Origin of the sequence: Sphingomonas sp. MMS12-HWE2-04 (assembly GCF_044881185.1) — a bacterium.
In the GTDB taxonomy this organism is placed as follows: Bacteria; Pseudomonadota; Alphaproteobacteria; order Sphingomonadales; family Sphingomonadaceae; genus Sphingomonas.
The window spans coordinates 3,100,647-3,124,646 of record NZ_CP173254.1; the positions used below are offsets into that span (position 1 = coordinate 3,100,647).

Genomic DNA, 24,000 nt, shown 5'->3' on the forward strand with positions numbered 1-24,000 from the left:
GCGGTTTGCGAAAAGGGGAAGCGCGCTTCATGCTGGCGCGATGCTGACCGCCGCGCTGCTCCTCGCCGCTTCGCTTCCCGAGCCGGTCGCCAGCGTGCGCGTCGCGTTCGATCGCCGCGGCGAGACCTCGGTCCGCGCCGAGGGGCTGGCCGACATCGTCACCGGCCGCGCAGTCACCCCCGATGATCCGGTGCGCGTTGCCTCGATCTCCAAGCTCGTCGTCGCGATCGGGGTGCTGCGGTTGGTCGAGCAGCGCCGGCTGGATCTCGACGCCGACGTCTCGGCGCTGCTCGGCTGGCGGCTGCGCAATCCAGCGTTTGCGGATACGCCGATCACGCTACGGCTGCTGCTCTCGCACCGATCGAGCCTGACCGACAAGATCGATTACGTCCTGCCGCTCGACGCCGAGATGCGCACCATCCTCGAAGATCCGCATGTCTGGGATGCCGAGCATGGCCCCGGCTATTTCCGCTACACCAACTTCAACTTCCCGGTGATCGCCGCAGTGATGGAGCGCGCGACTGGCGAGCGGTTCGACCGGCTGATGGACCGGCTGGTGCTGCGTCCGATGCGCCTCGACGCGTGTTACAATTGGGCGAGTTGCGACGCGAAGACGATCGCGAGAGCCGTGACGATCTATCGCGATCGGACCGCGACCAAGGATGGGGACGCCGCCTCTGCCTGCCCGGTCACCCCGGCGCGCGATGGCAGCTGCGACCTCGCCGCGTGGCGCCCCGGCACCAACGGCGCGATCTTCGCGCCCCAGGGCGGGTTGCGCATCTCCGCGCGCGGTCTGGCGCGGATCGGGCGGCTGCTGCTGGGCGGCGGCAAGATCGATGGCGTGCGCCTGCTCTCGCCGGCCTCGATCCGGCTGCTCGAAACCCCGCTCTGGACCTTTAACGGGTCGAACGGCGACACGAGCAACGGCTTTTATTGCAGCTATGGCCTGGCAGTGACGTTCCTGCCCACCCATCGGCAGGGCTGCCAAGACGACTTGTTCGGCGACGGTCGACCGCGCCTGGGACATGGCGGCGAAGCCTATGGCCTGCGCTCGGGACTGTGGCTCGACCGCGGCCGCGGCACGGGGGTCGCCTTTTTCGCCACCGACGTTGCCGATAGCCCCGGCGCGCATTCGGCATTCACCCCCGTAGAAGAAGAACTGGCCGCGCCACGGCGTTAGGGCGTCAATCCATGAACGCCCGCTCTGGCGCTGGCGCTGAATGTCGGAAATTGGGTGGGAGGCGGGCGTTCAGCGATAGCGTGGCCGTCTCGCGCGCCCCTCCCTGCAAGGGAGGGGATGGGGGTGGGTGCGAGCCGAAGGCGAGCCCACCAGCGCCTCGATTAAAGGAAAGGCCGGGCATCGAGCCCGGCCTTTCCTGACCCACCCCTAGCCCCTCCCTTCCAGGGAGGGGAACGGACGGCCGCAACTGGGGCGTTAGCTGCCAGTCTGCTTTTCGCGTTCATTTGGCTCCGCGCGAGCGTCCGGGATCGGCTGGAACGCTGCCGCCGAGCCTATCCGTCACCGCGGCCTCTTCACCTACGCAACACCCCTGCCCTTCCCCCCACTCCAATCCCGCGCTAAGGCGGCGCGAATCTCGCATTCGCAGCACTCCGTTGCGCCCGCGCGGCCCGATAATGACCGCGTTCCCGAGCGCCCGGATGAGGACAGACAGGGAAAGGACCCCGCGCCCCATGACCGCCATCGGCAACGACACTCTCGGCACGCGTGACACGCTCGACGTCGCCGGCAAGACCTATGCCTTCTATTCGCTGCCCAAGGCAGCGAAGAAGCTGGGCGATATCAGCCGGCTGCCCTTCTCGATGAAGGTGCTGCTCGAGAACATGCTGCGCTTCGAGGACGGGACCACCGTCACCAAGGACGACGCCCAGGCGATCGTCGACTGGCAGAAGGATGCGCGCTCGAACCGCGAGATCCAGTATCGCCCGGCGCGCGTGCTGATGCAGGATTTCACCGGCGTTCCCTGCGTGGTCGACCTCGCCGCGATGCGCGATGCGATCACCAAGCTAGGCGGCGATCCCGCCAAGATCAATCCGCAGGTGCCCGTCCACCTCGTCATCGATCACTCGGTGATGGTCGACGAGTTCGGCACGCCCAAGGCGTTCGAGGACAATGTCGAGCTCGAATATGCTCGCAACAACGAGCGCTACGAGTTCCTCAAATGGGGTTCGAAGGCGCTCGACAATTTCTCGGTCGTGCCCCCGGGCACCGGCATCTGCCACCAGGTGAACCTGGAATATATCTCGCAGTCGATCTGGTCGTCGACCGCGCCCGACGGCGCGACGATCGCCTATCCTGACACGCTGGTCGGCACCGACAGCCACACCACGATGGTCAACGGCCTGGGCGTGCTCGGCTGGGGCGTAGGCGGCATCGAGGCCGAAGCCGCGATGCTCGGCCAGCCGGTGTCGATGCTGATCCCCGAAGTCGTCGGCTTCAAGCTGACCGGCGCGCTGCAGGAAGGCATCACCGCCACCGACCTGGTGCTCACCGTCACCCAGATGCTGCGCGCCAAGGGCGTGGTCGGCCGCTTCGTCGAATTCTATGGCCCCGGCCTCCACGCGATGACGCTGGCGGACCGTGCGACGATCGCCAACATGGCCCCCGAATATGGCGCGACCTGCGGCTTCTTCCCGATCGACGAGAAGACCATGGACTATATGCGTCTCACCGGCCGCCCGGACGAGACCGTTGCGCTGGTCGAGGCCTATGCCAAGGCACAGGGCATGTGGCACTCGGTCGACGGCCCCGAGCCGATCTTCACCGACACGCTCGAGCTCGACATGTCGACCGTGCGCCCGTCGCTCGCCGGCCCGAAGCGCCCGCAGGACCGCGTCAGCCTCGACAGCGTCGACGAAGTGTTCAACGGCGATCTGACCAAGGTCTACAAGAAGGACCATGCGGTTCGCGCCGCAGTCGAAGGCGCCGACCATGACATCGGCGACGGCGACGTAGTGATCGCCGCGATTACCAGCTGCACCAACACGTCGAACCCGTCGGTGCTGATCGCCGCCGGGCTCGTCGCGCGCAAGGCGCGGGCGCTGGGCCTGACGCGCAAGCCCTGGGTCAAGACCTCGCTCGCCCCCGGCAGCCAGGTGGTGACCGACTATCTCAACAAGGCCGGGCTGAGCGAAGACCTCGACGCGATCGGCTTCAACCTGGTCGGCTATGGCTGCACCACCTGCATCGGCAATTCGGGCCCGCTCGCCGAGCCGATCAGCCAGTCGATCAACCAGAACGACATCGTCGCGGCGTCGGTGCTTTCGGGCAACCGCAACTTCGAAGGCCGCGTTTCGCCGGACGTGCGCGCCAACTTCCTCGCCTCGCCGCCGCTCGTCGTCGCCTATGCGCTGAAGGGCACGGTGACCGAGGACATGTACGAAACGCCGATCGGCCAGGGCACCGATGGTCCGGTGTTCCTCAAGGACATCTGGCCGACCAACGAGGAAGTCCAGGGCCTGATCAACTCGAGCATCAACGACGAGATGTTCCGCACGCGCTATGGCAATGTCTATCAGGGCGACAAGCACTGGCAGGGCATCACCGTCGCCGGATCGGACACCTATAGCTGGCCCGCCGGCTCGACCTATATCCACAACCCGCCCTATTTCGAGGGCATGTCGATGACCCCGGCGCCGGTGCAGGACATCATCGACGCCAAGCCGCTGGCGATCCTGGGCAATTCGATCACCACCGATCACATCTCGCCGGCCGGCAGCATCAAGGCGGACAGCCCGGCGGGCAAGTTCCTCCAGGAGCATCAGGTAAGCCGCAAGGACTTCAACAGCTATGGCGCGCGCCGCGGCAACGACGAAGTCATGGTCCGCGGCACCTTCGCCAACATCCGCATCAAGAACGAGATGGTCCCCGGCATCGAAGGCGGCATGACCAAATATCACGACCAGGTGATGCCGATCTATGACGCAGCGATGCGCCATAAGGCCGACGGCACGCCGCTGGTGGTGATCGCGGGCAAGGAATATGGCACCGGTTCGTCGCGCGACTGGGCGGCGAAGGGCACCAATTTGCTCGGCGTCCGCGCCGTGATTACCGAGAGCTTCGAGCGCATCCACCGTTCGAACCTGGTCGGCATGGGCATCGTGCCGCTCCAGTTCGCCGAGGGCGTGACTCGCGATACGCTCAAGCTCAACGGTTCGGAGACCTTCACGATCACCGGCGTCGCCAATTTGCGTCCGCGCCAGGACGTCGAAGTCACGCTGACCCGCGCCGACGGCAAGACCGAGACCTTCCAGACCCGCTGCCGCATCGACACGGTCAACGAGCTGGAATATTTCCTCAACGGCGGCATCCTGCACTATGTGCTGCGCAAGCTCGCGGCCTGAGGCCTAGTCTCTAGAGGCACGAAAGGGCCGGCTCCGCGAGGGGCCGGCCTTTTTGTTTGGAGGAATGCCGCTGCGAACGCCCCTCCCTTCCGGAAGGGGCGAGGCTCAATCGGGGCGGAACTCGTTGCTGGCGGCGCGTAGCACGCGGTTTCGGCCGGCCTGTTTGGCGGCGTAGAGCGCCTCGTCGGCGCGGACCATGGCTTCGTCGAGCCGGCCGGGGAGCAACCGGCTGATCCCCGCCGAGAAGGTCACCGGGCGGCCGTCGAGCTCGCAGATCGGGCGGCCGACCAGGCCGCGCTCGATCCGGTCGAGCACGGCTGCGGCCTGATCCTCGCTGGCGCCGACGAACAACAGGGTGAATTCCTCCCCACCCCAGCGCGCAAGCAAGTCGCCGCGGCGCAGCTCCGCCGAGAGCCGGCCGGCAAAGGCGCGCAGCACCCGATCGCCCTCGTCATGGCCAAGGCGATCGTTGACGTTCTTGAAATGGTCGATGTCGAGCAACGCGACCGCGCCCGGCCGCTCGTTATGCGCCAGCCCCTCATAGGCGGCGAGGAAGCCGCGGCGATTGTAGATGCCGGTCAGCGGATCCTCGCGCGCGACAATGTCGAGCGCCTCCTCGCGCTCGCGCGATGCCGTCGCAGCACGGTCGACGCCGGCGAGCAGACGGGCGACGACATCGCCCTGTTCAGCCTCGGCCTCGCCCTCCTGGCGCTCGATCGCCGCCAGCGCTTCGGTGGCCTGATGGATCGGGCTGAGCAGTGCCCCGATGCCGAACAGCGCGAAGCCGGTGCCGACCAATGTCGCCAGCGTCAGCGTGATGACTTCCGGCCAGGCGAGCCGGCCGGTCGCCGCCGCCCAGCCGATATAGGACAGCAGGGGCACATGCGTCGCGACGAAGCACACCGCGAACAACCGCATGCGGAAGCTGCGCGGAAAGATGAAAGACGTCGCGAGGTAGAAGCCCATGCCGTTCATGCCCACTCCTGATCCGGCAATGCTGCCGGCCGTATATTGCCCTGACGGGCATCAACGTTTCACGAAGCGCCAAGTTTAACGCGGCGTTGGCAATAAGCTTGGCCGCGCAACGATCTAGCGCAGAACGCGCCCCGCAACCGCATCGAGCCGGGCGAGCAGGGCCGGATCGCGGACCTGCGGCGCGGTGATCAGCGCGGCATCGAGGCAGGTATCGATCGGCGACGGGCTGCGCTCTTCGGGAAGGTTTTGCAGCAGGTGCATCACCAGTCCGCGGGCCTTGGCGGCGTTGGCCGAGAGTTGGGCGATCACCTGGGCGACGTCGACTGCGTCTTCGCCTTCGCGCCAGCAATCATAGTCGGTGACCATGCCGACCAGCGCATAGGGCAGCTCGGCTTCGCGCGCGAGCTTGGCCTCGGGCATCGCAGTCATGCCGATGATCTGGCAGCCCCAGCTACGATAGAGATGGCTCTCCGCCCGGGTCGAGAATTGCGGGCCTTCCATCGCCAGATAGGTTCCGCCTTCATGCGTGGTCGCGCCGGCCGCGCGCGCGGCTTCGGCGGCAAGCGCGGAGAGACGCGGACAGACCGGATCGGCCATCGAGACATGCGCGACCATGCCGCTGCCGAAGAAGGACGAGGAGCGGCCCTTGGTGCGATCGATGAACTGGTCGGCGATGGTGAAGGTGCCCGGCGCGCGCTCCTCGGCGAGGCTGCCGACCGAGGAGATGGCGAGCACATCGGTGACGCCCAGCCGTTTGAGTATGTCGATATTGGCGCGGGCATTGAGTTCCGAGGGGCTGACCCGGTGGCCGCGGCCGTGGCGGGGCAGGAACACCACTTTGACATGCCCGACGCGGCCGACGAAACAGGCGTCTGAGGGCTGGCCCCAGGGGCTGGTCACGTCGACCCAATGCCCGTCCTCGACTCCCTCGACGTCGTAGAGCCCCGAGCCACCGATGATTCCGATCGTCCAGCCGTGCATGCCCGTCCCTCCCGCTTGCGGCGCCGGCCCGCGCTGTAGCGCGCGGTTCAGCCTGCAGCCAGCCGTGCCGGGCGATCGTTACGCCTTCACTGCACTTTGGGAAGGCTGTGCCGGCGATCAGCCCAGGATCACCGCGCCGAACGGAGGCAGCTCGGCGAGCGTCGCGCCATTGACCGATTGCAGCACCGTCCCCTCGCCCCAGGGCAAGCGCAGCGTCCCTGCGCCGAGATTGAACGCACAACGCAGCGTGCGCCCGTCCCCGGCGCGCTCGAAGATCAGCAGATCGCCCTCGGCATGGGTGACCGACATCGATCCCGCGGCGAGCGCCGGCTGGGCGTGGCGCAAGGCGATCAGGCGTCTCGTCAGGTTGAGCAGCGACTCCGGATCGGCCTGCTGGCGATCGACCGCAAGCGCGGCGTGATCGGGCCCCACCGGCAGCCAGGGCTTGCCGGTGGTGAAGCCGAGCTGTGGCGCCTCGGCCGCCCAGGGCAGCGGAGTGCGGACGCCATCGCGGCTGAGGGTCAGCGGCCAATTGGCGATCGCCTCGGGATCCTGGAGGTCGGCAAAGCCGATCTCGACCTGGGTGAGCCCGAGCTCCTCGCCCTGGAACAGAATCGCATTGCCGCGCAGCGACAGCAGCAGCAGCATCTTCATCCGCGCGAACGCATCGCGGTGATCGGCGCCGATCCAGCGCGACAGCGCGCGCGGCGCATCGTGGTTTTCGAACGCCCAGCTCGGCCAGCCCAGCCCCTGCTCAGCCGGCCAGTTTGACACCGCATCCTCGACCAGCTCGGGCGTCAGCGTCTCGGCATAAAGGAAATTGAAGCCATAGGCCGAGTTGAGCCGGCCATGCCCCTCCGTGAACGCATGCATCTCGGCCTCGGGGCTCGGCCCCCCGACCTCGGCGACGGTAAAGCGCCCGCCATAGCTGTCGGTCAGCGCGCGGAAGCGCTCGAGGAAGAGCGGAATGTCGGCATGGCTCTGGTTATAGACATGCTGCTGGAAGTCGAAGCTGCGCGTGCGGGGCTTGCCCGTGTCCGGCGCCGGCGGATTGTCGCGCAACTGGGGATCGTGCATCGAGAAGTTGATCGCATCGATGCGGAAACCGTCGACGCCGCGATCGAGCCAGAACTTCGCCGTCGCTAGCGCGGCGTCCTGCACCGCGCGGTTGTGGAAGTTGAGATCGGGCTGGTCGCGCAGGAAATTGTGCAGATAATATTGACCGCGGCGGGCGTCCCAGGTCCAGGCTGGGCCGCCGAACACCGACTGCCAGTTCGTCGGCGGGCTGCCATCGGCCTTGGCGTCGGCCCAGACATACCAGTCCGCCTTGGGATTATCCCGGCTCGCGCGGCTCTCCTTGAACCAGGGATGCTGGTCCGAACTGTGCGAATAGACCTGGTCGATCAGCACCTTGAGCCCGAGACCATGCGCGCGCGCGACCAGCGCATCGAAATCGGCAAGCGTGCCGAAGATCGGATCGACGCCGCAGAAATCGGCGACGTCGTACCCGAAATCGCGCATCGGCGAGGTGAAGAAGGGCGAGATCCAGATCGCATCGACGCCAAGCCCGGCAACGTAATCGAGATGCGCGGTGATCCCGGCAAGATCGCCGATGCCGTCGCCATTCGAGTCGGCAAAGCTGCGCGGATAGATCTGGTAGATCACTGCGCCGCGCCACCATTCATGGGCGTCGGCAGCAGGAAGCGGAGCAGGCATAGCGGTCATTTCGGGGCTCCGGCGGCGCAGACGGCGTAGCCGAAGGCGGGAAGCGTAAGCGACAGGCTGCCGGGGGCGGCAGCGGCGGAAGGGCACTGGCCGGCGAGCGCGGTGAAGCCGGTCGAACCGGGCTCCACTTCGATCTTGCCCGACCAGGGCTCAGGGCTGGTGTTGAAGGCGATCAGCATCTCGGCGCCGGTTACCGGATCGAAGCGCGAGACGGCGAACAGCCCGGGCTTGTCGCCGGCGAAGCGCAGCAGCTGGCGGCCGCGGGTGAGCGCGGGATGCCCGCGGCGCAGCTTCGACAGCGTCGCGATCTCGCGGAACAGCGGGTGATCGGGGTTGAAATTGGCGACGGCGTTGGTGCGATCGGTGCCGAGCAGCAGATTGTCGGTGTAGACCGCGGTCTTGCTGGCGAACATGTCCTCACGGGCATTCTGATCGTCGCCATCGCCCACGAAACCCTGCTCGTCGCCCGAATATATCGTCGGCACCCCGCGCAGCAGGAGCAGCATCGCATGGGCCAGCTGGTCGCGCGCGAGGAGTTCGGCGGGGCTGGCCTGCGGGTTGGCCTTGCGGAGGAAATAGGCGGCGCGGCCCTGATCGTGGTTGCCGATAAAGGTCGGCAGCTTCTGCGCCGCGGCCTCGCCGCCCTCGTAGAGCGGATCGGCGGCGAACACCGCGGCGAGCCTGTCGGTCCCCACTTCTCCCGCGCTTACGGCGTTGACGGCGCGCGCAAAGGCGAAGTCGAGCACGGCCGGGAGCTTGTCCACTCGGGTATGCCGCGCGAGCGCCGAGGTGTCGGGATCGGCGACTTCGCCGAAGATGTGGAAGTTCGGAATGCCCTTCGCCTTGGCGCGCGCCAGCATCGCGGGCACGAAGGCCTGCCAGAATTCGGGGTTCACATGGCGGGCGGTATCGATGCGGAAGCCGTCGATCCCGAAGCGGTCGATCCAGCTGCCGAAGATCTCGATCATGCCCGCGATCACGCGGGGATGCTCGGTCATCACGTCGTCGAGCCCGACGAAATCGCCCATCGTCGAGCTCTCGCCGGCGAAGGTCGAGTTGCCGCGATTATGGTAGTAGATCGGATCGTTGAGCCAGGCGGGAACCTTCACGTCTTTCTCCGCCGCCGGTACGAACGGAGTGTAGGTGTAATCCGGGCGCGTCAGCTTCGCGAAGTTCTCGGCGGTCTGGACCTGGTCGCCGGCAAATCCGCCGTTGATCGCCTCGCCGGTGACGCCGCCCTTGCGGGCATAGGGATAGTCGGCGCGGCTGCGATAGGCGCAGTTGCCGCATTCGCGATACTGGATCACATCGGCCGTGTGGTTGACGATGATGTCCATATAGACCTTGATCCCGCGGGCATGCGCCGCGTCGACCAAGGCCTTGAAGTCCGCGTTGGTGCCCAGATGCGGATCGACACGCGTGAAATCGGTCACCCAATAGCCGTGATAGCCCGCCAATTCCTGGCCCTTGGGGCCTTGGACGGCCTTGTTCTTGAAGATCGGGCCGACCCAGATCGCTGTCGCGCCGAGCGCCTGAACATAATCGAGCCGCTTGAGCAGCCCTTTGAGGTCGCCGCCATGATAGAAACCCTTGGCGGCGGGATCGAAGCCGGTGACGAGGCGATCGCCCCTGAGGCCGCCGCGATCGTTGGCGGTGTCGCCATTCTCGAAGCGGTCGGGGAGGAGGAAATAGAGGACTTCGTCTTCGGGCAGGCGATCACGATAGCTTTGCGCGGCGGCGGGCGTCGCGGCGAGTAGGGCGAGGGAGAGGGCGGCGAATTTCATGCGGCAAGGTCCTCGCGCGCGGCGCAATGCTGGCGGATAAAGGCGGCGTGATCGGGCATCTGCGCGACTTCGCGGGCTATGAGCTTGGCAAGCAGATCGAGATATTCGGCGATCTGATCGCGCGGCGGCTGATCGGCAAGGGGGTGATGGCCCTGGGCCGCGACCCCCTGCCCGGCGAGCACTTGGAGCCAGGCGACTTCGCTGAACAGATCGGCGTCTTCGCGGACGATCCCGCCCGAGGCGCGCCACAGCGCGATCTTGTGGGCGAGGCCTTCGGGCAGCGACGCCTCGCGGCGCGCGCGCCAGAACGGCTCGTCGCGGTCATTGGCCCAATAATGGAGGATCAGGAAGTCGCGGATCCGGTCGAGCTCCTGATGGGTCTGGCGGTCATATTCGGCGCGCTGGGCATCGCTGGCCCGGCGGCCAGGGAGCAGCTTGAGGATGCGCTCGATCGCCGACTGGATCAGGTGGATGCTGGTCGATTCGAGCGGCTCGAGGAAGCCGCTGGCGAGCCCGACCGCGATGACATTGGCCTGCCAAAAGGCGCGCCGCTTGCCCGCCGTGAAGCGCAGCGCGCGGGGTTCCGCTAGCGCGGGTTCGTCGAGACCCGCGAGCAGCTGCGCGGCGGCCTCGTCGTCGGACAAATGGCCGCTGGCATAGACGATGCCGTTGCCGGTGCGATGCTGGAGCGGGATGCGCCATTGCCAGCCGGCGCCGTGTGCCGTGGCACGGGTATAAGGGGTGAAATCGCGCGCACGGGCGCTCGGAACGGCCAGCGCGCGATCGCAGGGCAGCCAGTGCGACCAGTCCTCATAGCCGACGCCCAGTGTCTCGGCGATCAGCAATCCGCGGAAGCCGGTGCAGTCGATGAACAGATCGCCCGCGATGCTGCGCGCGTCATCGAGCCGCAGCGCGGTGACGTCGCCGCTCTCACCGTCGCGCAGCACCTGGCCAATCCGCCCCTCGTGCCGCACGACGCCGCGCGCCTCGGCATAGCTGCGCAGGAAGCGGGCATAGAGGCCGGCATCGAAGTGAAACGCATAGGGCATTTCGGGCAGCACCGCCGCGGTCCGCGCCGGCCCGCGCTGCATGCGATTGGCCAGCGCCGCGGCATTGTTGAGCGTATAGGCCGCGAGCGGCTCTGCCACGCCTTCGACCAGCCCGCGCAGCCAGCTGTGCTGGAACGGAACCCCGCCATTGTCGCGTCCGACATCGCCGAACGCGTGCATGTAACGCGTGCCCTTGGTCCAGCCGACGAACTCGATCCCGAGCTTGAAGCTGGCTTGGGTGGCCGCCATGAACGCGTTCTCGTCAATTCCCAGCCCGGCGTTGAACAGCCGCAACTGCGGGATCGTCGCCTCGCCCACGCCCACCGTGCCGATTTCCTCGGACTCGACGAGCGCCACCGCGAAACCGGGGCCGAGGAAGCGGACGAGCGCCGCGGCGGTCATCCACCCCGCGGTGCCGCCACCGGCAACGACGATGCGATAGGGTTCGGACACGCTACGCTCCCGGGAAAACCGCGGTCCGGACTTGGCGAAGGCCGGACCGCGTGCGCATCAGAACTTGTACGTGATGCCGAGATAGTAATCGCGTCCATAGCGCTGATACTCGCGCACGAGCCGGCTATCGCCCGCCTCGGTGGTCACGAACGGCGCGTCGGTGAGGTTCTTCGCCTGGGCGAGGATCGAGAAGCCGGCCAGCGGACCGCTCTGGAATTCATAGCCGATCTGCGCATCGAGCACGCCCTCTGCCTTGCCGGTGCGATATTCGGGATTTGCCGAAAGTCCGGCCAGCTCGGCGAGGAATTCGTCGCGCCAGCGATAAGTGGCGCGCGCCTGGAAGCCGCCTTTCTCGAAATAGGCCGTGCCCGATCCGATCCATTTCGACTGGCCCGGCAGGGTTACCGGGCTGTTGTTGGCATAGATGATCTTGCTGTCGACATAGCTTCCGCTGGCGAAGATGCCGAAGCCGTCGAGCGCCTGGCTGAACACGGTGAACGGCAGCGACGCGGTCGCCTCGACTCCGAGGATCTCGCCGCGGCCGGTGTTCGCCGGCTGGCTGACCAGTCCGAACTGGGCATTCTGCGCCACGACGATCGCGCGCTGCGCCGGCGGCAGCACCGAGAGCAGGGCCGAGAAATCGTAGAGCACGCTGTTGTTGGGATCGACGAAATCGGTGAGACGTTTGAAGAAGCCGGTCAGCGCCAGATAGCCACCGCCGCGGAAATATCTCTCAAGCGACACGTCCACATTGCCCGACTTGTAGGGCTTGAGCGCGAAGTTTCCGCCGGTCGAGCTGAACGGGCTGTTCTGCGGCAGGCCGCCGAGGCCGATCTTGGAAAAGTCGATATTGACCGCCTGGGTGATCCGCTCCTGATCGAGACGCGGGCGCACCATCGTCTGCGCCGCGCCGAGCTTGATGAAGAAGCCGTCCTCGAGCTCGACGCTGAACGTCGCCGAGGGCAGGAAGTCAGTATAGGTCGTTTCGTCGGCTACGGGCGACGCAGTGACCACGCCGTCCTGCAGCGCCGCGATCTGGCCGGTCGAGCCCTGCTTGGTGTGCACCACTTGCAACCCCAGCGAGCCCTTGAGCGCCTTGCCGCCGACGGTGCCGTCGATCGCCAATTTGGCATAGCCGGTGAGCACCTTCTCGGTGATGTCGTTGTCGCGCGCCAGCGAGCCCGGGCGCCCGTCGAAATACGACGCCTGCAGCGCGTAGACCTTGAGCGGATCATAGGTCAGCATCTTGGGCACGCCGAGATAATCGAGCGATACCTGCTCATCGAGCAGCGTATCGGCGGGCACCGGCACGCTCAGCGGGGTGCCGCTGGCGACGGTGCAGTTGGTCCCGCCGCCCTTGGGGCAGAGGAAATACGACTTGTACCGGCTCTGCTTCTCGCGGCGGCTATAGTTGGCGCCCACTTCCCAGCGGCTGAAGATGCTGCCGCCGATCTCGCCGTTGAGGCTCGCGCGCAACGCCTTTAGGTCGTCGGTGAAGTCGGGACGGTTGAGGAAGCCGGTCTGCACGACGGTCTCGACGCCGTTGAAGCCCCAGCCGCGTGGATCGGTCAGGCTGATGATCCCGGTATTGGTGTAATCGAGCGTCGGCACGATGTCGTACGTGCCGTCGCCGTTATGCGTGATCCGGATCGTATCCTTGGCGCCCGACTGGTTATAGCCGGTGCCCGAATAGGTCTCGAGCAGGAAATCGGTGCGGGTCGCGCGGCTCCAGCTGGCATCGACGACGAAATGGATCGTGTCGCTCAGCCGCAGATCGTTGTTCCAGCCCAGCGACAGGTTCTTGGCGGTGCGCTTGTTATAGTCGTTGCGCTGGACCGCGACGACATTGGTCAGCGTCGCCTCGGTGACCAGCCCGTTCTCGACGGTGTAGCCCGGCTGGATGACCGCGTTCGATCCCCAGGTCGGCGCGATCGGGAATTCGATCCCGCGCAGCCGCTGGACTTCCTCGAAATTCGAATAGAGCGCGTCGAAGGTCGAATGGAAATTGTCGCTCGGCGCCCATTCTACCGTGGCGACGCCGCCATAGCGCTTGAGCACGCTCGACTGGACATAGGGCTTGGCGCCGCCGAGGAAGAGGTTGCCCCCGGCCAACGGTTCCGCCGGGAAGCCCCAGGCGGCGTAGCGCTCGTTTTGGGTGGGGGTGCTCTGCGCGGACAGGCCGATCGCGATGCCAAGCGTGTCGTTGGCGAATTTGTTCACGAAGGTCGCCGACGCGCGATAGCCATAGCGCGAGCCGTCGGGATTGAGCTTGTCCTTCTCGTTCATCTGGCCGCGCGCGGAGACGACGAAGGCGCGCTTCGATTCGAGCGGGCGCAGCATGCGCAGATCGACGGTGCCGGCGATGCCCGCGGCGATCAGCGAGGCGTCGGCCGACTTGAAGACATTGACGTTCTTGAAGAATTCCGACGGGTACTGGTCATATTCGACGCCGCGATTGTCGCCGACGGTGACCTGCTCGCGCCCGTTGAGCAAGGTGGTCGAGAAGTCGGGACCAAGGCCGCGGATCGACAGGCGCTGGTCGCGCCCTTCGAGCCGCTGCGCAGTCACGCCGGGAAGCCGCGCGAGCGAGTCGGCGATCGAGACGTCGGGCAGCTTGCCGATATCTTCGGCCGAGACCGAATCGACGATCATCGCCTGGTCGCGCTTGATCGCGGCCGACGAGGCGAGCGAGGCGCGGATACCGGAGACGACGATGTCGTCCTCGATGGGCGCGGCGGGTTCCGCGGCGGGCGCCTCCTGGTTCTGGGCCAGCGCCGGCGTTGCGACCGCGGCAAGCGCGAGTGCGGCGGCCAGCGCCGGAAAGCTGGTGCCCCCAAGTCGCGGCAGGGCGGCGCGCGCAGCCGAAGCGATACGAATGGTGTCGATCAAAATCCATCTCCCCTAGCCGGCGCCGTCCCGATTGTTGGGGTGGGACGTGTCGCGTGGCGCACAAAAGCGCGCAGCATTTCTGTGCGCTTGCCAGGTTCGTTTCGTCCGAAATGCTTATCCGCGACCAGAACTCCACATACGTATTCAGTCGCAATACTGCGCGGCTATGGCGTTCGCGCACCACTCGAACATTGACGGTCCGCACGAAAGCGCAGACATCGCATATTATGCGATGGCACGATCACGGTGCCACGCCGGGAGGGAAAAGGGCCATGCAACGCAAGCCCACATCGTTCGACATCGCGCATCTCGCGGGGGTCTCGCAGCCAACCGTGTCGCGCGCGCTGCGCGGCGAAATCGGCGTTAACGCAGCGACGCGGCTGCGCATCGAATTGATCGCCAAGCAGCTCAACTACCGGGTCGACAAGGCGGCATCGAACCTGCGCACGCGCCATTCGCAGACGCTGGCGCTGCTGTTCTTCGAAGATCCCACGCCCGACGATTCGCTGATCAACCCGTTCTTCCAGTCGATGCTCGGCTCAATCATCCGCGCCTGTGCCGAGCACGACCATGATCTGCTGATCAGCTTCCAGCAGCTGTCGAGCGACTGGCACCATGATTATGAGGATTCGCGCAAGGCCGATGGCATCATCCTGCTCGGCTATGGCGACTACGAGCAGTATCGCGCGCGGCTAAAGGCGCTCGAGGACGCCGGCACCCATTTCGTCCGCTGGGGATCGGTCCAGTCCGAAGCTGCCGGGCTCACGGTAGGGTGCGACAATCATGGCGGCGGCAAGGAAGCGACGCGGCATTTGCTGCACCTCGGCCGGCGCAACATCGCGTTCCTCGGCACTGCCTCCAGCCACTATCCCGAATTCCACGATCGCTATCGCGGGCATGTCGCCGCGCTCAAGCAGGGCGGGGTTATTCCGCGGCCAAAGCTGCAATTCGACGCGATCACCACCGAGGAATCGGGCGCCGCCGCGGCGCAGGCGCTGCTCGCCAGCGGCGAGCGGTTCGATGCGATCCTCGCGGCGAGCGACCTGATCGCGATCGGCGCGATCCGCGCGCTCCAGGCCGCCGGGATCGCCGTGCCCGAGGAGGTCGCCGTGGTCGGCTTCGACGACATCCCGGCCGCCAGCCTGGCCAATCCGCCGCTCACCACGGTGATGCAGGATCCGCGGCTGGCCGGGCGCAAGCTGGTCGAAACGCTGATCGGTCGCATCCGCGAGGAGCCGGTGGGTTCGGCTCTGCTGCCGACCAAGCTGATCGTCCGCAAATCCTGCGGCTCCTGACCACGTTCCCGCCGGAGTATTGCATGACCGAAATGCCGCGCCAGTCCTTTGCCGGGCTGTGGAATATCAGCTTCGGCTTTTTCGGGATCCAGATCGGCTTCGCGCTGCAGAATGCGAATATGAGCCGGATCTTCCAGTCGCTGGGGACCGAACTCGACAATCTGCCTGCGCTCTGGGTGGCGGCGCCGCTCACCGGGCTGCTCGTCCAGCCGGTGATCGGCCATCTGAGCGACCGCACCTGGCTCGGCCGGCTCGGTCGGCGACGCCCCTATTTCCTCGCCGGCGCGATCCTCGCCGCGCTGGCGCTGCTGGTGATGCCGGAGAGCCCGAGCATCTGGTTCGCCGCGATGATGCTGTGGGTGCTCGACGCCTCGCTCAACGTCTCGATGGAGCCGTTCCGCGCGTTCGTGGGCGATATGCTCCGCAAGGATCAGCATGCGGCGGGCTATGCGGTGCAGACCGCATTCATCGGCGCTGGCGCGGTGGTCGGATCGATCTTCCCCTGGACGCTCGAGCATCTCGGCGTCTCCAATCAGGCACCCGCCGGCACGCTACCCGATACGGTGCGCTACGCCTTCTGGTTTGGCGGCGCGGCGCTGTTCCTATCCGTGCTGTGGACCGTGGTGAGCACGCGGGAATATGCGCCGGAGGAAATGGCGGCGTTCGACGATGCCCCAGCACAGGAAGACGACGAGACCGCGCGACGGCTTGCGGCACGCGGCTTCGGCCCGGCGACGCTGTCGATCGCGGCAGGCGGAGTGATCGTCTGGGCGGTCGGCCAATTCGCGCTGGAGAAGGAGGTCTATTTGCTGGGCGGGCTGCTCATCGCCTATGGCGTGGCGAGCATCGCCGGGATCGCGCTTGCACGCCGGGGTTCGACGAACAACATGCTGAGCAGCATCGTCGGCGATTTCTCCGGGATGCCGCTCTTGATGAAGCGGCTCGCGGTGGCGCAATTCTTCAGCTGGTCGGCACTGTTCATCATGTGGATCAACACCACGCCGATCGTCACCCAGGCTTTTTTCGGAGCACCCGGCGCCGGCGATCCGCGCTATCAGCAGGGCGCCAATTGGGTCGACGTGCTGTTCGCCACCTATAACGGCGTCGCGGCAATTGCGGCGCTGACGCTGCTCCCGTTCCTCTCCGCCCGGATCGGCCAGGCGCGAACCCACATCATCGGGCTGCTCTGCGGCGCAGCGGGCTATGCCAGTTTCTTCGCGATGCCGAACGCGCAATGGCTGCTGGTCAGCGAAATCGGCATCGGCATCGCCTGGGCGTCGATCCTGGCGATGCCCTATGCGATCCTGGCGTCGAGCCTGCCGCAGAAGAAGCTGGGCATCTATATGGGCTTGTTCAACGTCTTCGTGGTGGTGCCGCAATTGCTGGTCGCGACCGCGATGGGTTCTATCATGAAGCGCTTCTTCCCAGGCGAGCCGATCTGGACGATGGCATTCGCCGCAGCGACACTGTTGCTCGCCGCGCTCGCGATGACGCGGGTTCAGGCCGCTGCGGACGCGCGCATGACATAGGGCCGGGTTTCATAGGGCGGATCGAGCCCCTCGACCCAGGCGCCGTGCGCGTGCGTGCGCGCGACCATCTCCATCGGCGTGTCGCCCGGCCAGCCACGCACGCGGACCTCATGGGCATGGAGATCGCGATTGGGCTCCATCATCACCCAGCCGAGCGGTTGCTTGGGCGTAGCGCGGGCACCGGCCGCCTCCATTGCCACAGCGATCCGATGCTGGGTCGCCGGCGGCAGATATTGCCAGACCACGGAATGCATCAGCACCCGCGTCACGCCTTCCGCCTGCGGCTCCGCCAGCCGCGCCTCGACCCAGTCTGCGGCGTCGCCCTGGACCAGATCGACGCCATACGCGCGCGCCATCGCGAGGGTCTTTTCCAGCCGTGCCTGCCGCTCGACATTGTCGACCCAGCAATAGGCCTGGAGCCGCTCGGCATCGCGATCGCCCGACACGTCGAGCGGCTGGATGTCGACGCCGCGGGTGGAGACGATCGCGACCGGCACGGCGGGCGGCGGGCTTCCGCGCCATTCGGGCCGAATCTCCACCGGCGACTTTTCGGGACCGACGCGGACTCCGCCCAGATCGAAGCGATAGCGCCCGATCAGCAGGTTGAGCCCGGCGCTCGATCCGATCTCGAGCACTTCCACTCTGGGTCCGTAGCGTTGTGCCAGGTGGAGGATCCCGGTCATCAGCCCGGCCGAGCGCCCCGCCTCGTTGGTCTGCGGCGGCCCGTCGAGCCAGGGAAGCAGTTCGGCATCCTGTTCGACGAAAACGCGATTGAGGATCGCTGCGACCTCCGCCTCGTCGGTCACCGCGGCGCTGAATACCGGCGCGATCTCGGCCACGCCGCGCCGGTACAGGGCGTGCAGCCCGCCGATCAGCCGCAGCACCAGCGCATCGGCCACCGGTTCGCCGGGCCAATCGAGCACGCGCCGGCCGGTTTCGCTGTCACGGGTGAGACTATGCCCGAGCACGGTCGCCACTCGCGCCGTGATCGGTGCGCCCATCGCCGCGCAATAGCCGGCCTGGACCTGGAAACTGTCGCGGTTGGTCGTTTCGTCTGCCATGCCGCGCGTGTTGCGCCCACCGTCCCCCCCAAGTAAAGCCCCGGCACCCATGCAAGAACCGCTCATCCTTGCCGTGCCGAAGGGCCGGATCCTCGACGAGGCGCTGCCGCTGCTCGCAGCGGTCGGCATCGTCCCCGAACCGGCCTTCTCGGATCCGGACAGCCGCGCGCTGCGCTTCGCCACGAACAGCCCGGCGATCGACCTGATCCGCGTCCGCGCGTTCGACGTCGCGACGTTCGTCGCCCATGGCGCGGCGCAGCTCGGCATCGTCGGATCCGACGTGCTCGCCGAGTTCGCCTATTCCGAACTCTATGCCCCGGTCGATCTCGGCATTGGCAAGTGCCGCGTCTCGGTCGCCGAGCCGGCCGAATTGGCCGAGCAGGATGATCCGCGCGGCTGGAGCCATGTTCGCGTCGCGACGAAATACCCGCACATCACCCGCGCGCATTTCGAGGCGCGCGGGGTGCAGGCCGAATGCGTCAAGCTGAACGGCGCGATGGAGCTGGCGCCGGTGCTCGGCCTGGCGCCGCGGATCGTCGACCTGGTCTCGTCGGGGCGGACGCTCAAGGAAAACGGGCTGGTCGAAGTCGAAGTCATCGCCGAAGTCACCTCGCGGCTGATCGTCAACCGCGCCGCGTTCAAGACCCGGGCGGGCGAAGTCGTCCCGCTGGTCGATGCGTTCCGGAAGGCCGTCGCATGATCCGCCTCGATGCCTCGGCCTCCGACTTTGCCGGCGCCTTCACCACTCTGGTCAACGCCCGGCGTGAAGCCGATGAGGATGTCGCGCGCAACGTGACGCACATCATCAAGCGGGTCCGCGACGAAGGCGATGCCGCGCTCAAGGACCTGACCCGGCTGTTCGACAAGCACGATCTCGACCAGACCGGCTGGCGGATCGACCGCGCCGACTGCCTGGCGGCATGGGAAGGACTGACGCCCGAGCTGCGCGACGCGCTTGAGCTCGCCGCCGAGCGGATCGCCGCCTATCACCTCAAACAGGTGCCGGAAGACAGCGAGATGATCGACGCGCAGGGCATCCGCCTGGGCGCGCGCTGGGGCGCGGTCGACGCCGCCGGAGTCTATGTGCCGGGCGGGCGCGCCGCCTATCCATCGTCGGTGCTGATGAACGCGATCCCCGCCAAGGCGGCCGGCGTGCGGCGGCTGGTGATGGTGACGCCGACGCCGAACGGCGAAATCAATCCGCTGGTGCTCGCCGCGGCGCATATCGCGGGGGTCGACGAAATCTGGCGCGTCGGCGGCGCGCAGGCCGTTGCGGCGCTAGCCTATGGCACCCAGCAGATCGAGCCGGTCGACGTCGTTACCGGCCCGGGCAACGCCTGGGTCGCCGAGGCCAAGCGCCAGCTTTATGGCGTGGTCGGGATCGACATGGTCGCGGGGCCGTCCGAGATCGTCGTCGTCGCCGATGGCAAGAACGATCCCGAATGGATCGCCGCCGACCTGCTCAGCCAGGCCGAGCATGACCCGACCAGCCAATCGATCCTGTTCACCGACGACGCCAGTTTCGCCGACGCCGTCGCCGCCGCGATCGATCGCCAGATCGAGCAGCTTGCCACCGCCGCGACGGCGCACGCTTCCTGGGACGCCAATGGCGCGATCATCCTCGTCCCCAGCCTGACCGAGGCGATCCCGCTGGTCGATCGTCTCGCGCCCGAGCATCTCGAGCTCGCCTGCGACGAGGCCGAGGCATTGTTCGAGCAGGTCCGCCATGCCGGCTCGGTTTTTCTCGGCCGCCTGACCCCCGAAGCGATCGGCGATTATGTCGCCGGGCCCAATCATGTGCTGCCGACCGGACGCCGGGCGCGTTTCGCCTCGGGACTGTCGGTGCTGGATTTCATGAAGCGGACCAGCTTCCTGGCATTGGACTCGGCCGGCCTGGCTGCTATCGGACCCGCCGCAGTTGCGCTCGCCAAGGCAGAAGGCCTGCCCGCGCACGCCCAATCGGTCGCGATCCGACTGAACCATCGAGAAGAGTGACCATGCCCAGTCCCAAAGCCCGTACGCGTTCCAAGGCCCGCGCCGCTGCGCGGCTCGCCGCCGTGCAGGCGCTCTACCAGCAGGAAATGGAGGGCACCAAGCTGCCCGTGCTGCTCAACGAATTCCACCAGCACCGGCTCGGCGCGACGATCGAAGACGTCGAATATGCCGATGCCGATGTGCTGTTCTTCGACGATGTCGTGAAGGGCGTCGATGCGCGGCGCGACGAGATCGACCGGCTCATCGCTGCTAAGCTGTCCGCCGACTGGTCGCTGGAGCGGCTCGACAAGCCGATGCGCCAGATCCTGCGCGCCGGCACCTATGAGCTGCTCGCCCGCAACGACATTCCGGTGGGCGCGGTGATCAACGAATATCTCGACGTCACCGACGCCTTTTACGACCGCCGCGAAAAGGGCTTCGTCAACGGCATCCTCGACGCCGTGGCGAAGGAAGTGCGGGGTTGAAGGAAACTCCTCCCCGGAACGGGGAGGGGGACCGCGTCGCTCAGCGACGGGTGGAGGGGCCCCGCTCTTCACCAAGGATTTCGCTCGTGGAGGGCGGGCCCCCTCCACCATCGCTTTGCGATGGTCCCCCTCCCCGTTCCGGGGAGGATCTATTCGATGAACGAGCGCGACTTCATCGCCGCATTGCGCAGCCTGCCGCTCCATCCGGGGGCGCAGGACCTGCGCGACGATGCCGCCGTGATCGACTTCGGCGGCGAGGCGCTGGTCGTCACCCACGACGCGATCGCCGAGGGCGTGCACTACCGCGCCGGCACCGATCCGTTCGACATTGCCTGGAAGCTCGTTGCGGTGAACCTGTCGGATCTCGCCGCCAAGGGCGCCAAGCCCATAGGGGTGCTGATCGGCGCCGCACTGATCGATCGCGCCGAGCGCTTCGTCGAGGGCCTGCGGGCGATCCTCACCGACTATGGCGTGCCGCTGCTGGGCGGCGACACGATCAAGCTGAACGGCCCGGCAAGCTTCGGCTGCACCGCCATCGGCCGCGCCACCGCGCAGCCAGTGCCGCGGCGGAGCGGCGCAAGGCCCGGCGACGCGCTCTATGTCACGGGCAAGATCGGCGCGGCGATGCTCGGCTTCCGTGCCGGCGATGGAGCCGCCTATCTGCGCCCGCGGCCGCGTCTCGCCGAAGGACGCGCACTCGCGCCGGTCGTCCATGCCATGATGGACGTCTCCGACGGGCTGTTGCTCGACGCGGCGCGCATGGCCGAGGCGAGCAGGTGCACCGCCGTACTCGAAACCGCCGCCATCCCCTTCGCGCCGGAACTCGCGCCGGAGGATCGCAGCGACGCGCTGCGCTGGGGCGACGATTACGAACTGCTCTTCGCACTGCGCGACGGCGCCGAACTGCCGGTGCCCGCGACCCGCATCGGCGCGATGCACCCCCCGGGTGAGGCGCCGCTTCTGCTGGATGGCGAGGTGCCGACCGGCAATCTGGGGTACGAGCACGGCTCCTTGCGCTGAGCAGGGGTGACAGATACGCTTCCCGCTCCGAAGACTGGCGTAAAGCCGGCGCGGCTTCTTAGGGGAAGGATTTCACCAGATGACGCTTGTATATATCGCCATCGTCTGCGGCTTGATCGCCGTGGCCTATGGCTTCTTTACCAGTCAACAGGTGCTGCGCGCACCTGCCGGTAACGAGAAGATGCAGGATATCGCTGCCGCCATCCAGGAAGGCGCCAAGGCCTATCTGGGGCGGCAATATATGACCATCGCCATTGTCGGCGTGATTGTCGCCATCGTGTTGTTCTTCACCCTGGGCGGTCTCTCGACGCTCGGCTTCGTCATCGGCGCAGTGCTTTCGGGCGTCGCCGGCTTTGTCGGCATGAACATTTCGGTACGCGCCAACGTCCGCACGGCCGAGGCCGCGCGCACCAGCCTGCAGGGCGGGCTTACCCTCGCCTTCCGCTCGGGCGCGATCACCGGGATGCTCGTCGCCGGCCTGGGCCTGCTCTCGATCGCCGTGATCTTCTGGTATCTCGTCACCCAGGGCGGCTATGCGCCCAACAGCCGCGAAGTCATCGCGGCGCTCACTGCGCTCGCCTTTGGCGCCTCGCTGATCTCGATCTTCGCGCGGCTGGGCGGCGGCATCTTCACCAAGGCGGCGGACGTCGGCGCCGACCTGGTCGGCAAGGTCGAAGCAGGCATCCCCGAGGACGACCCCCGCAATCCCGCCGTGATCGCAGACAATGTTGGCGACAATGTCGGCGACTGCGCCGGCATGGCGGCCGACCTTTTCGAGACCTATGTCGTCACGCTCGGCCTCACCATGGTGTCGATCGCGCTGCTGATGCGCGGGCTCGCCACCGAACAGCTCACGGCGCTGATGGCCTTGCCCCTGATCGTCGGCGGCGTGTGCATCCTTACTTCGATCATCGGCACCTATATGGTCCGGCTCGGCAAGAACCAGTCGATCATGGGAGCGCTCTACAAGGGCTTCTGGACCACTGCGCTGCTCTCGGTCCCGGCGATCTACCTCGTCACCCAATATGCGCTGGGCGACATGCACGCCGTGATCGGCGGCGTCGGCGATCCCAGCGGGCTGCTCGACGGCACTTCCACCGTTCTCACCGATGAAGCCAATCTAGGGCTGGCCGCAGGGCCCGAATTCACCGGCATGCAGCTCTTCTACTGCATGATGATCGGCCTGGCCGTCACCGGGCTGCTGGTGTGGATTACCGAATATTACACCGGCACCAATTATCGCCCGGTCAAATCGATCGCCAAGGCATCGGTCACCGGCCACGGCACCAACGTGATCCAGGGCCTGGCGATCAGCCTCGAATCGACCGCGCTGCCGACGTTGGTGATCGTCGTCGCAGTGATCGCCACCTACCAGATCGCCGGGATCATCGGCGTCGCCTTCGCGGCGACTTCGCTGCTGGCGCTTGCCGGGATGGTCGTCGCATTGGATGCCTATGGCCCAGTGACCGACAATGCCGGCGGCATCGCCGAAATGGCGGGCCTGCCCGACGACGTGCGCCACCGGACCGACGCACTCGACGCAGTGGGCAACACCACCAAGGCCGTGACCAAGGGCTATGCGATCGGATCGGCGGCGCTCGCCGCGCTCGTGCTGTTCGGGGCCTACACCACCGATCTTCGCGAGTTCTTCCCCGACGTCCATGTCGATTTCTCGCTGAGCAATCCCTACGTCATCGTCGGCCTGCTGCTCGGCGCGCTGCTGCCCTATCTGTTCGGCGCGTTCGGCATGACTGCGGTGGGCCGCGCGGCGGGTGCGGTGGTCGAGGACGTCCGCAACCAGTTCCGCGACAATCCCGGGATCATGGAAGGGACCAGCCGCCCCAACTACGCCCGCACCGTCGACATCGTCACCCGCGCCGCGATCAAGGAGATGATCATCCCGTCGCTGCTGCCGGTGCTCAGCCCGATCGCCGTCTATTTCATCATCACCGCGGTGGGCGGCCAGCATGAAGGCTTTGCGGCGCTGGGCGCGATGCTGCTCGGCGTGATCGTCTCCGGGCTGTTCGTCGCGATCTCGATGACCTCGGGCGGCGGCGCCTGGGACAATGCCAAGAAGTATATCGAGGACGGCAATTACGGCGGCAAGGGATCCGAAGCCCATAAGGCAGCGGTGACCGGCGACACCGTCGGCGATCCATACAAGGACACTGCGGGGCCCGCGGTCAATCCGATGATCAAGATCACCAACATCGTCGCGCTGCTGCTGCTTGCGGCGCTCGCGGGCGGCCATATCGCCGGCTGATCTATCGCTTTGGCCCCTTTGGCCCGGCCGGACATGCGCCGGTCGGGCCTTTCTTTTGTGGATTCGACTCCCGCTTCAAACGTCTAGGTTCCCCACCTTCCCTTTTGCCGCGCGGCAGAGTAAGGCACCGCCACTTTTTGCGCGCGCACACTCAA

Annotated in this window: 16 protein-coding genes; 9 read left to right on the plus strand and 7 right to left on the minus strand. The window is 66.7% G+C overall.

Features of this window, described 5'->3' with window-relative positions; all coding sequences use genetic code 11:
• The first annotated feature begins 40 nt into the window (after positions 1-40).
• Together AB2M62_RS14405 and acnA are read left to right on the plus strand one after the other, a co-directional pair.
• The gene (locus AB2M62_RS14405; protein ID WP_404334826.1) at positions 41-1,180 is read left to right on the plus strand and encodes a serine hydrolase domain-containing protein; all 1,140 of its coding nucleotides are present in this window, start codon (positions 41-43) and stop codon (positions 1,178-1,180) included.
• A gap of 512 nt (positions 1,181-1,692) precedes the next feature.
• The gene (gene acnA, locus AB2M62_RS14410) at positions 1,693-4,362 is read left to right on the plus strand and encodes an aconitate hydratase AcnA (RefSeq protein WP_404334827.1); all 2,670 of its coding nucleotides are present in this window, start codon (positions 1,693-1,695) and stop codon (positions 4,360-4,362) included.
• A gap of 105 nt (positions 4,363-4,467) precedes the next feature.
• Here acnA and AB2M62_RS14415 read toward each other — a convergent pair whose 3' ends face one another.
• The 6 genes from AB2M62_RS14415 to AB2M62_RS14440 form a co-directional block, all read right to left on the minus strand.
• On the minus strand, positions 4,468-5,328 hold the full coding sequence (locus tag AB2M62_RS14415; RefSeq protein ID WP_404339950.1) for a diguanylate cyclase domain-containing protein: 861 nt from the start codon (positions 5,326-5,328) through the stop codon (positions 4,468-4,470).
• Positions 5,329-5,451: 123 nt separating this feature from the next.
• Positions 5,452-6,318, minus strand: coding sequence for an S-methyl-5'-thioadenosine phosphorylase (locus AB2M62_RS14420; protein WP_404334829.1), 867 nt, complete (start codon positions 6,316-6,318; stop codon positions 5,452-5,454).
• A 117-nt stretch (positions 6,319-6,435) separates the two neighbouring features.
• Positions 6,436-8,043, minus strand: coding sequence for an alpha-amylase family glycosyl hydrolase (locus tag AB2M62_RS14425; protein ID WP_404334831.1), 1,608 nt, complete (start codon positions 8,041-8,043; stop codon positions 6,436-6,438).
• Positions 8,040-9,827: an alpha-amylase family glycosyl hydrolase gene (locus tag AB2M62_RS14430; protein ID WP_404334832.1), complete on the minus strand. Its 1,788-nt coding sequence runs from the start codon at positions 9,825-9,827 to the stop codon at positions 8,040-8,042. Before AB2M62_RS14430 ends, AB2M62_RS14425 begins: the two co-directional genes overlap by 4 nt.
• On the minus strand, positions 9,824-11,278 hold the full coding sequence (locus AB2M62_RS14435) for a tryptophan halogenase family protein (RefSeq protein ID WP_404339952.1): 1,455 nt from the start codon (positions 11,276-11,278) through the stop codon (positions 9,824-9,826). The genes AB2M62_RS14430 and AB2M62_RS14435 overlap by 4 nt, the downstream gene beginning before the upstream one ends.
• 108 nt (positions 11,279-11,386) lie before the next feature.
• Positions 11,387-14,221, minus strand: coding sequence for a TonB-dependent receptor (locus AB2M62_RS14440; RefSeq protein WP_404339954.1), 2,835 nt, complete (start codon positions 14,219-14,221; stop codon positions 11,387-11,389).
• A 269-nt stretch (positions 14,222-14,490) separates the two neighbouring features.
• On the opposite strand from AB2M62_RS14440, the gene AB2M62_RS14445 reads away from it, so the two are divergent.
• Positions 14,491-15,513, plus strand: a complete 1,023-nt coding sequence (locus tag AB2M62_RS14445) for a LacI family DNA-binding transcriptional regulator (RefSeq protein ID WP_404334834.1) — start codon at positions 14,491-14,493, stop codon at positions 15,511-15,513.
• Positions 15,514-15,536: 23 nt separating this feature from the next.
• The gene (locus tag AB2M62_RS14450) at positions 15,537-17,042 is read left to right on the plus strand and encodes an MFS transporter (RefSeq protein WP_404334835.1); all 1,506 of its coding nucleotides are present in this window, start codon (positions 15,537-15,539) and stop codon (positions 17,040-17,042) included.
• On the opposite strand, the gene AB2M62_RS14455 is transcribed toward AB2M62_RS14450, so the two are convergent.
• Positions 17,012-18,103, minus strand: a complete 1,092-nt coding sequence (locus tag AB2M62_RS14455; RefSeq protein WP_404334837.1) for a DUF2332 domain-containing protein — start codon at positions 18,101-18,103, stop codon at positions 17,012-17,014. The genes AB2M62_RS14450 and AB2M62_RS14455 overlap by 31 nt on opposite strands.
• Positions 18,104-18,152: 49 nt before the next feature.
• On the opposite strand from AB2M62_RS14455, the gene hisG reads away from it, so the two are divergent.
• The 5 genes from hisG to AB2M62_RS14480 all read left to right on the plus strand — a co-directional run bounded on the left by hisG (position 18,153) and on the right by AB2M62_RS14480 (position 23,845).
• Positions 18,153-18,803 carry an ATP phosphoribosyltransferase gene (hisG, locus tag AB2M62_RS14460; RefSeq protein WP_404334839.1) on the plus strand — a complete coding sequence of 217 codons (651 nt, stop codon included), beginning with the start codon at positions 18,153-18,155 and terminating at the stop codon, positions 18,801-18,803.
• Positions 18,800-20,098: a histidinol dehydrogenase gene (gene hisD / locus AB2M62_RS14465; protein WP_404334841.1), complete on the plus strand. Its 1,299-nt coding sequence runs from the start codon at positions 18,800-18,802 to the stop codon at positions 20,096-20,098. The genes hisG and hisD overlap by 4 nt, the downstream gene beginning before the upstream one ends.
• Positions 20,099-20,100: 2 nt before the next feature.
• Positions 20,101-20,562 (plus strand): transcription antitermination factor NusB, encoded by a 462-nt coding sequence (nusB, locus tag AB2M62_RS14470; RefSeq protein WP_404334842.1) that lies wholly within the window; start codon positions 20,101-20,103, stop codon positions 20,560-20,562.
• 156 nt (positions 20,563-20,718) lie between these two features.
• Entirely contained in the window at positions 20,719-21,582 is an 864-nt protein-coding gene (thiL, locus tag AB2M62_RS14475; RefSeq protein ID WP_404334844.1) for a thiamine-phosphate kinase, read from the plus strand.
• A gap of 79 nt (positions 21,583-21,661) precedes the next feature.
• Positions 21,662-23,845, plus strand: a complete 2,184-nt coding sequence (locus tag AB2M62_RS14480; RefSeq protein ID WP_404334845.1) for a sodium-translocating pyrophosphatase — start codon at positions 21,662-21,664, stop codon at positions 23,843-23,845.
• Positions 23,846-24,000: the final 155 nt, after the last annotated feature.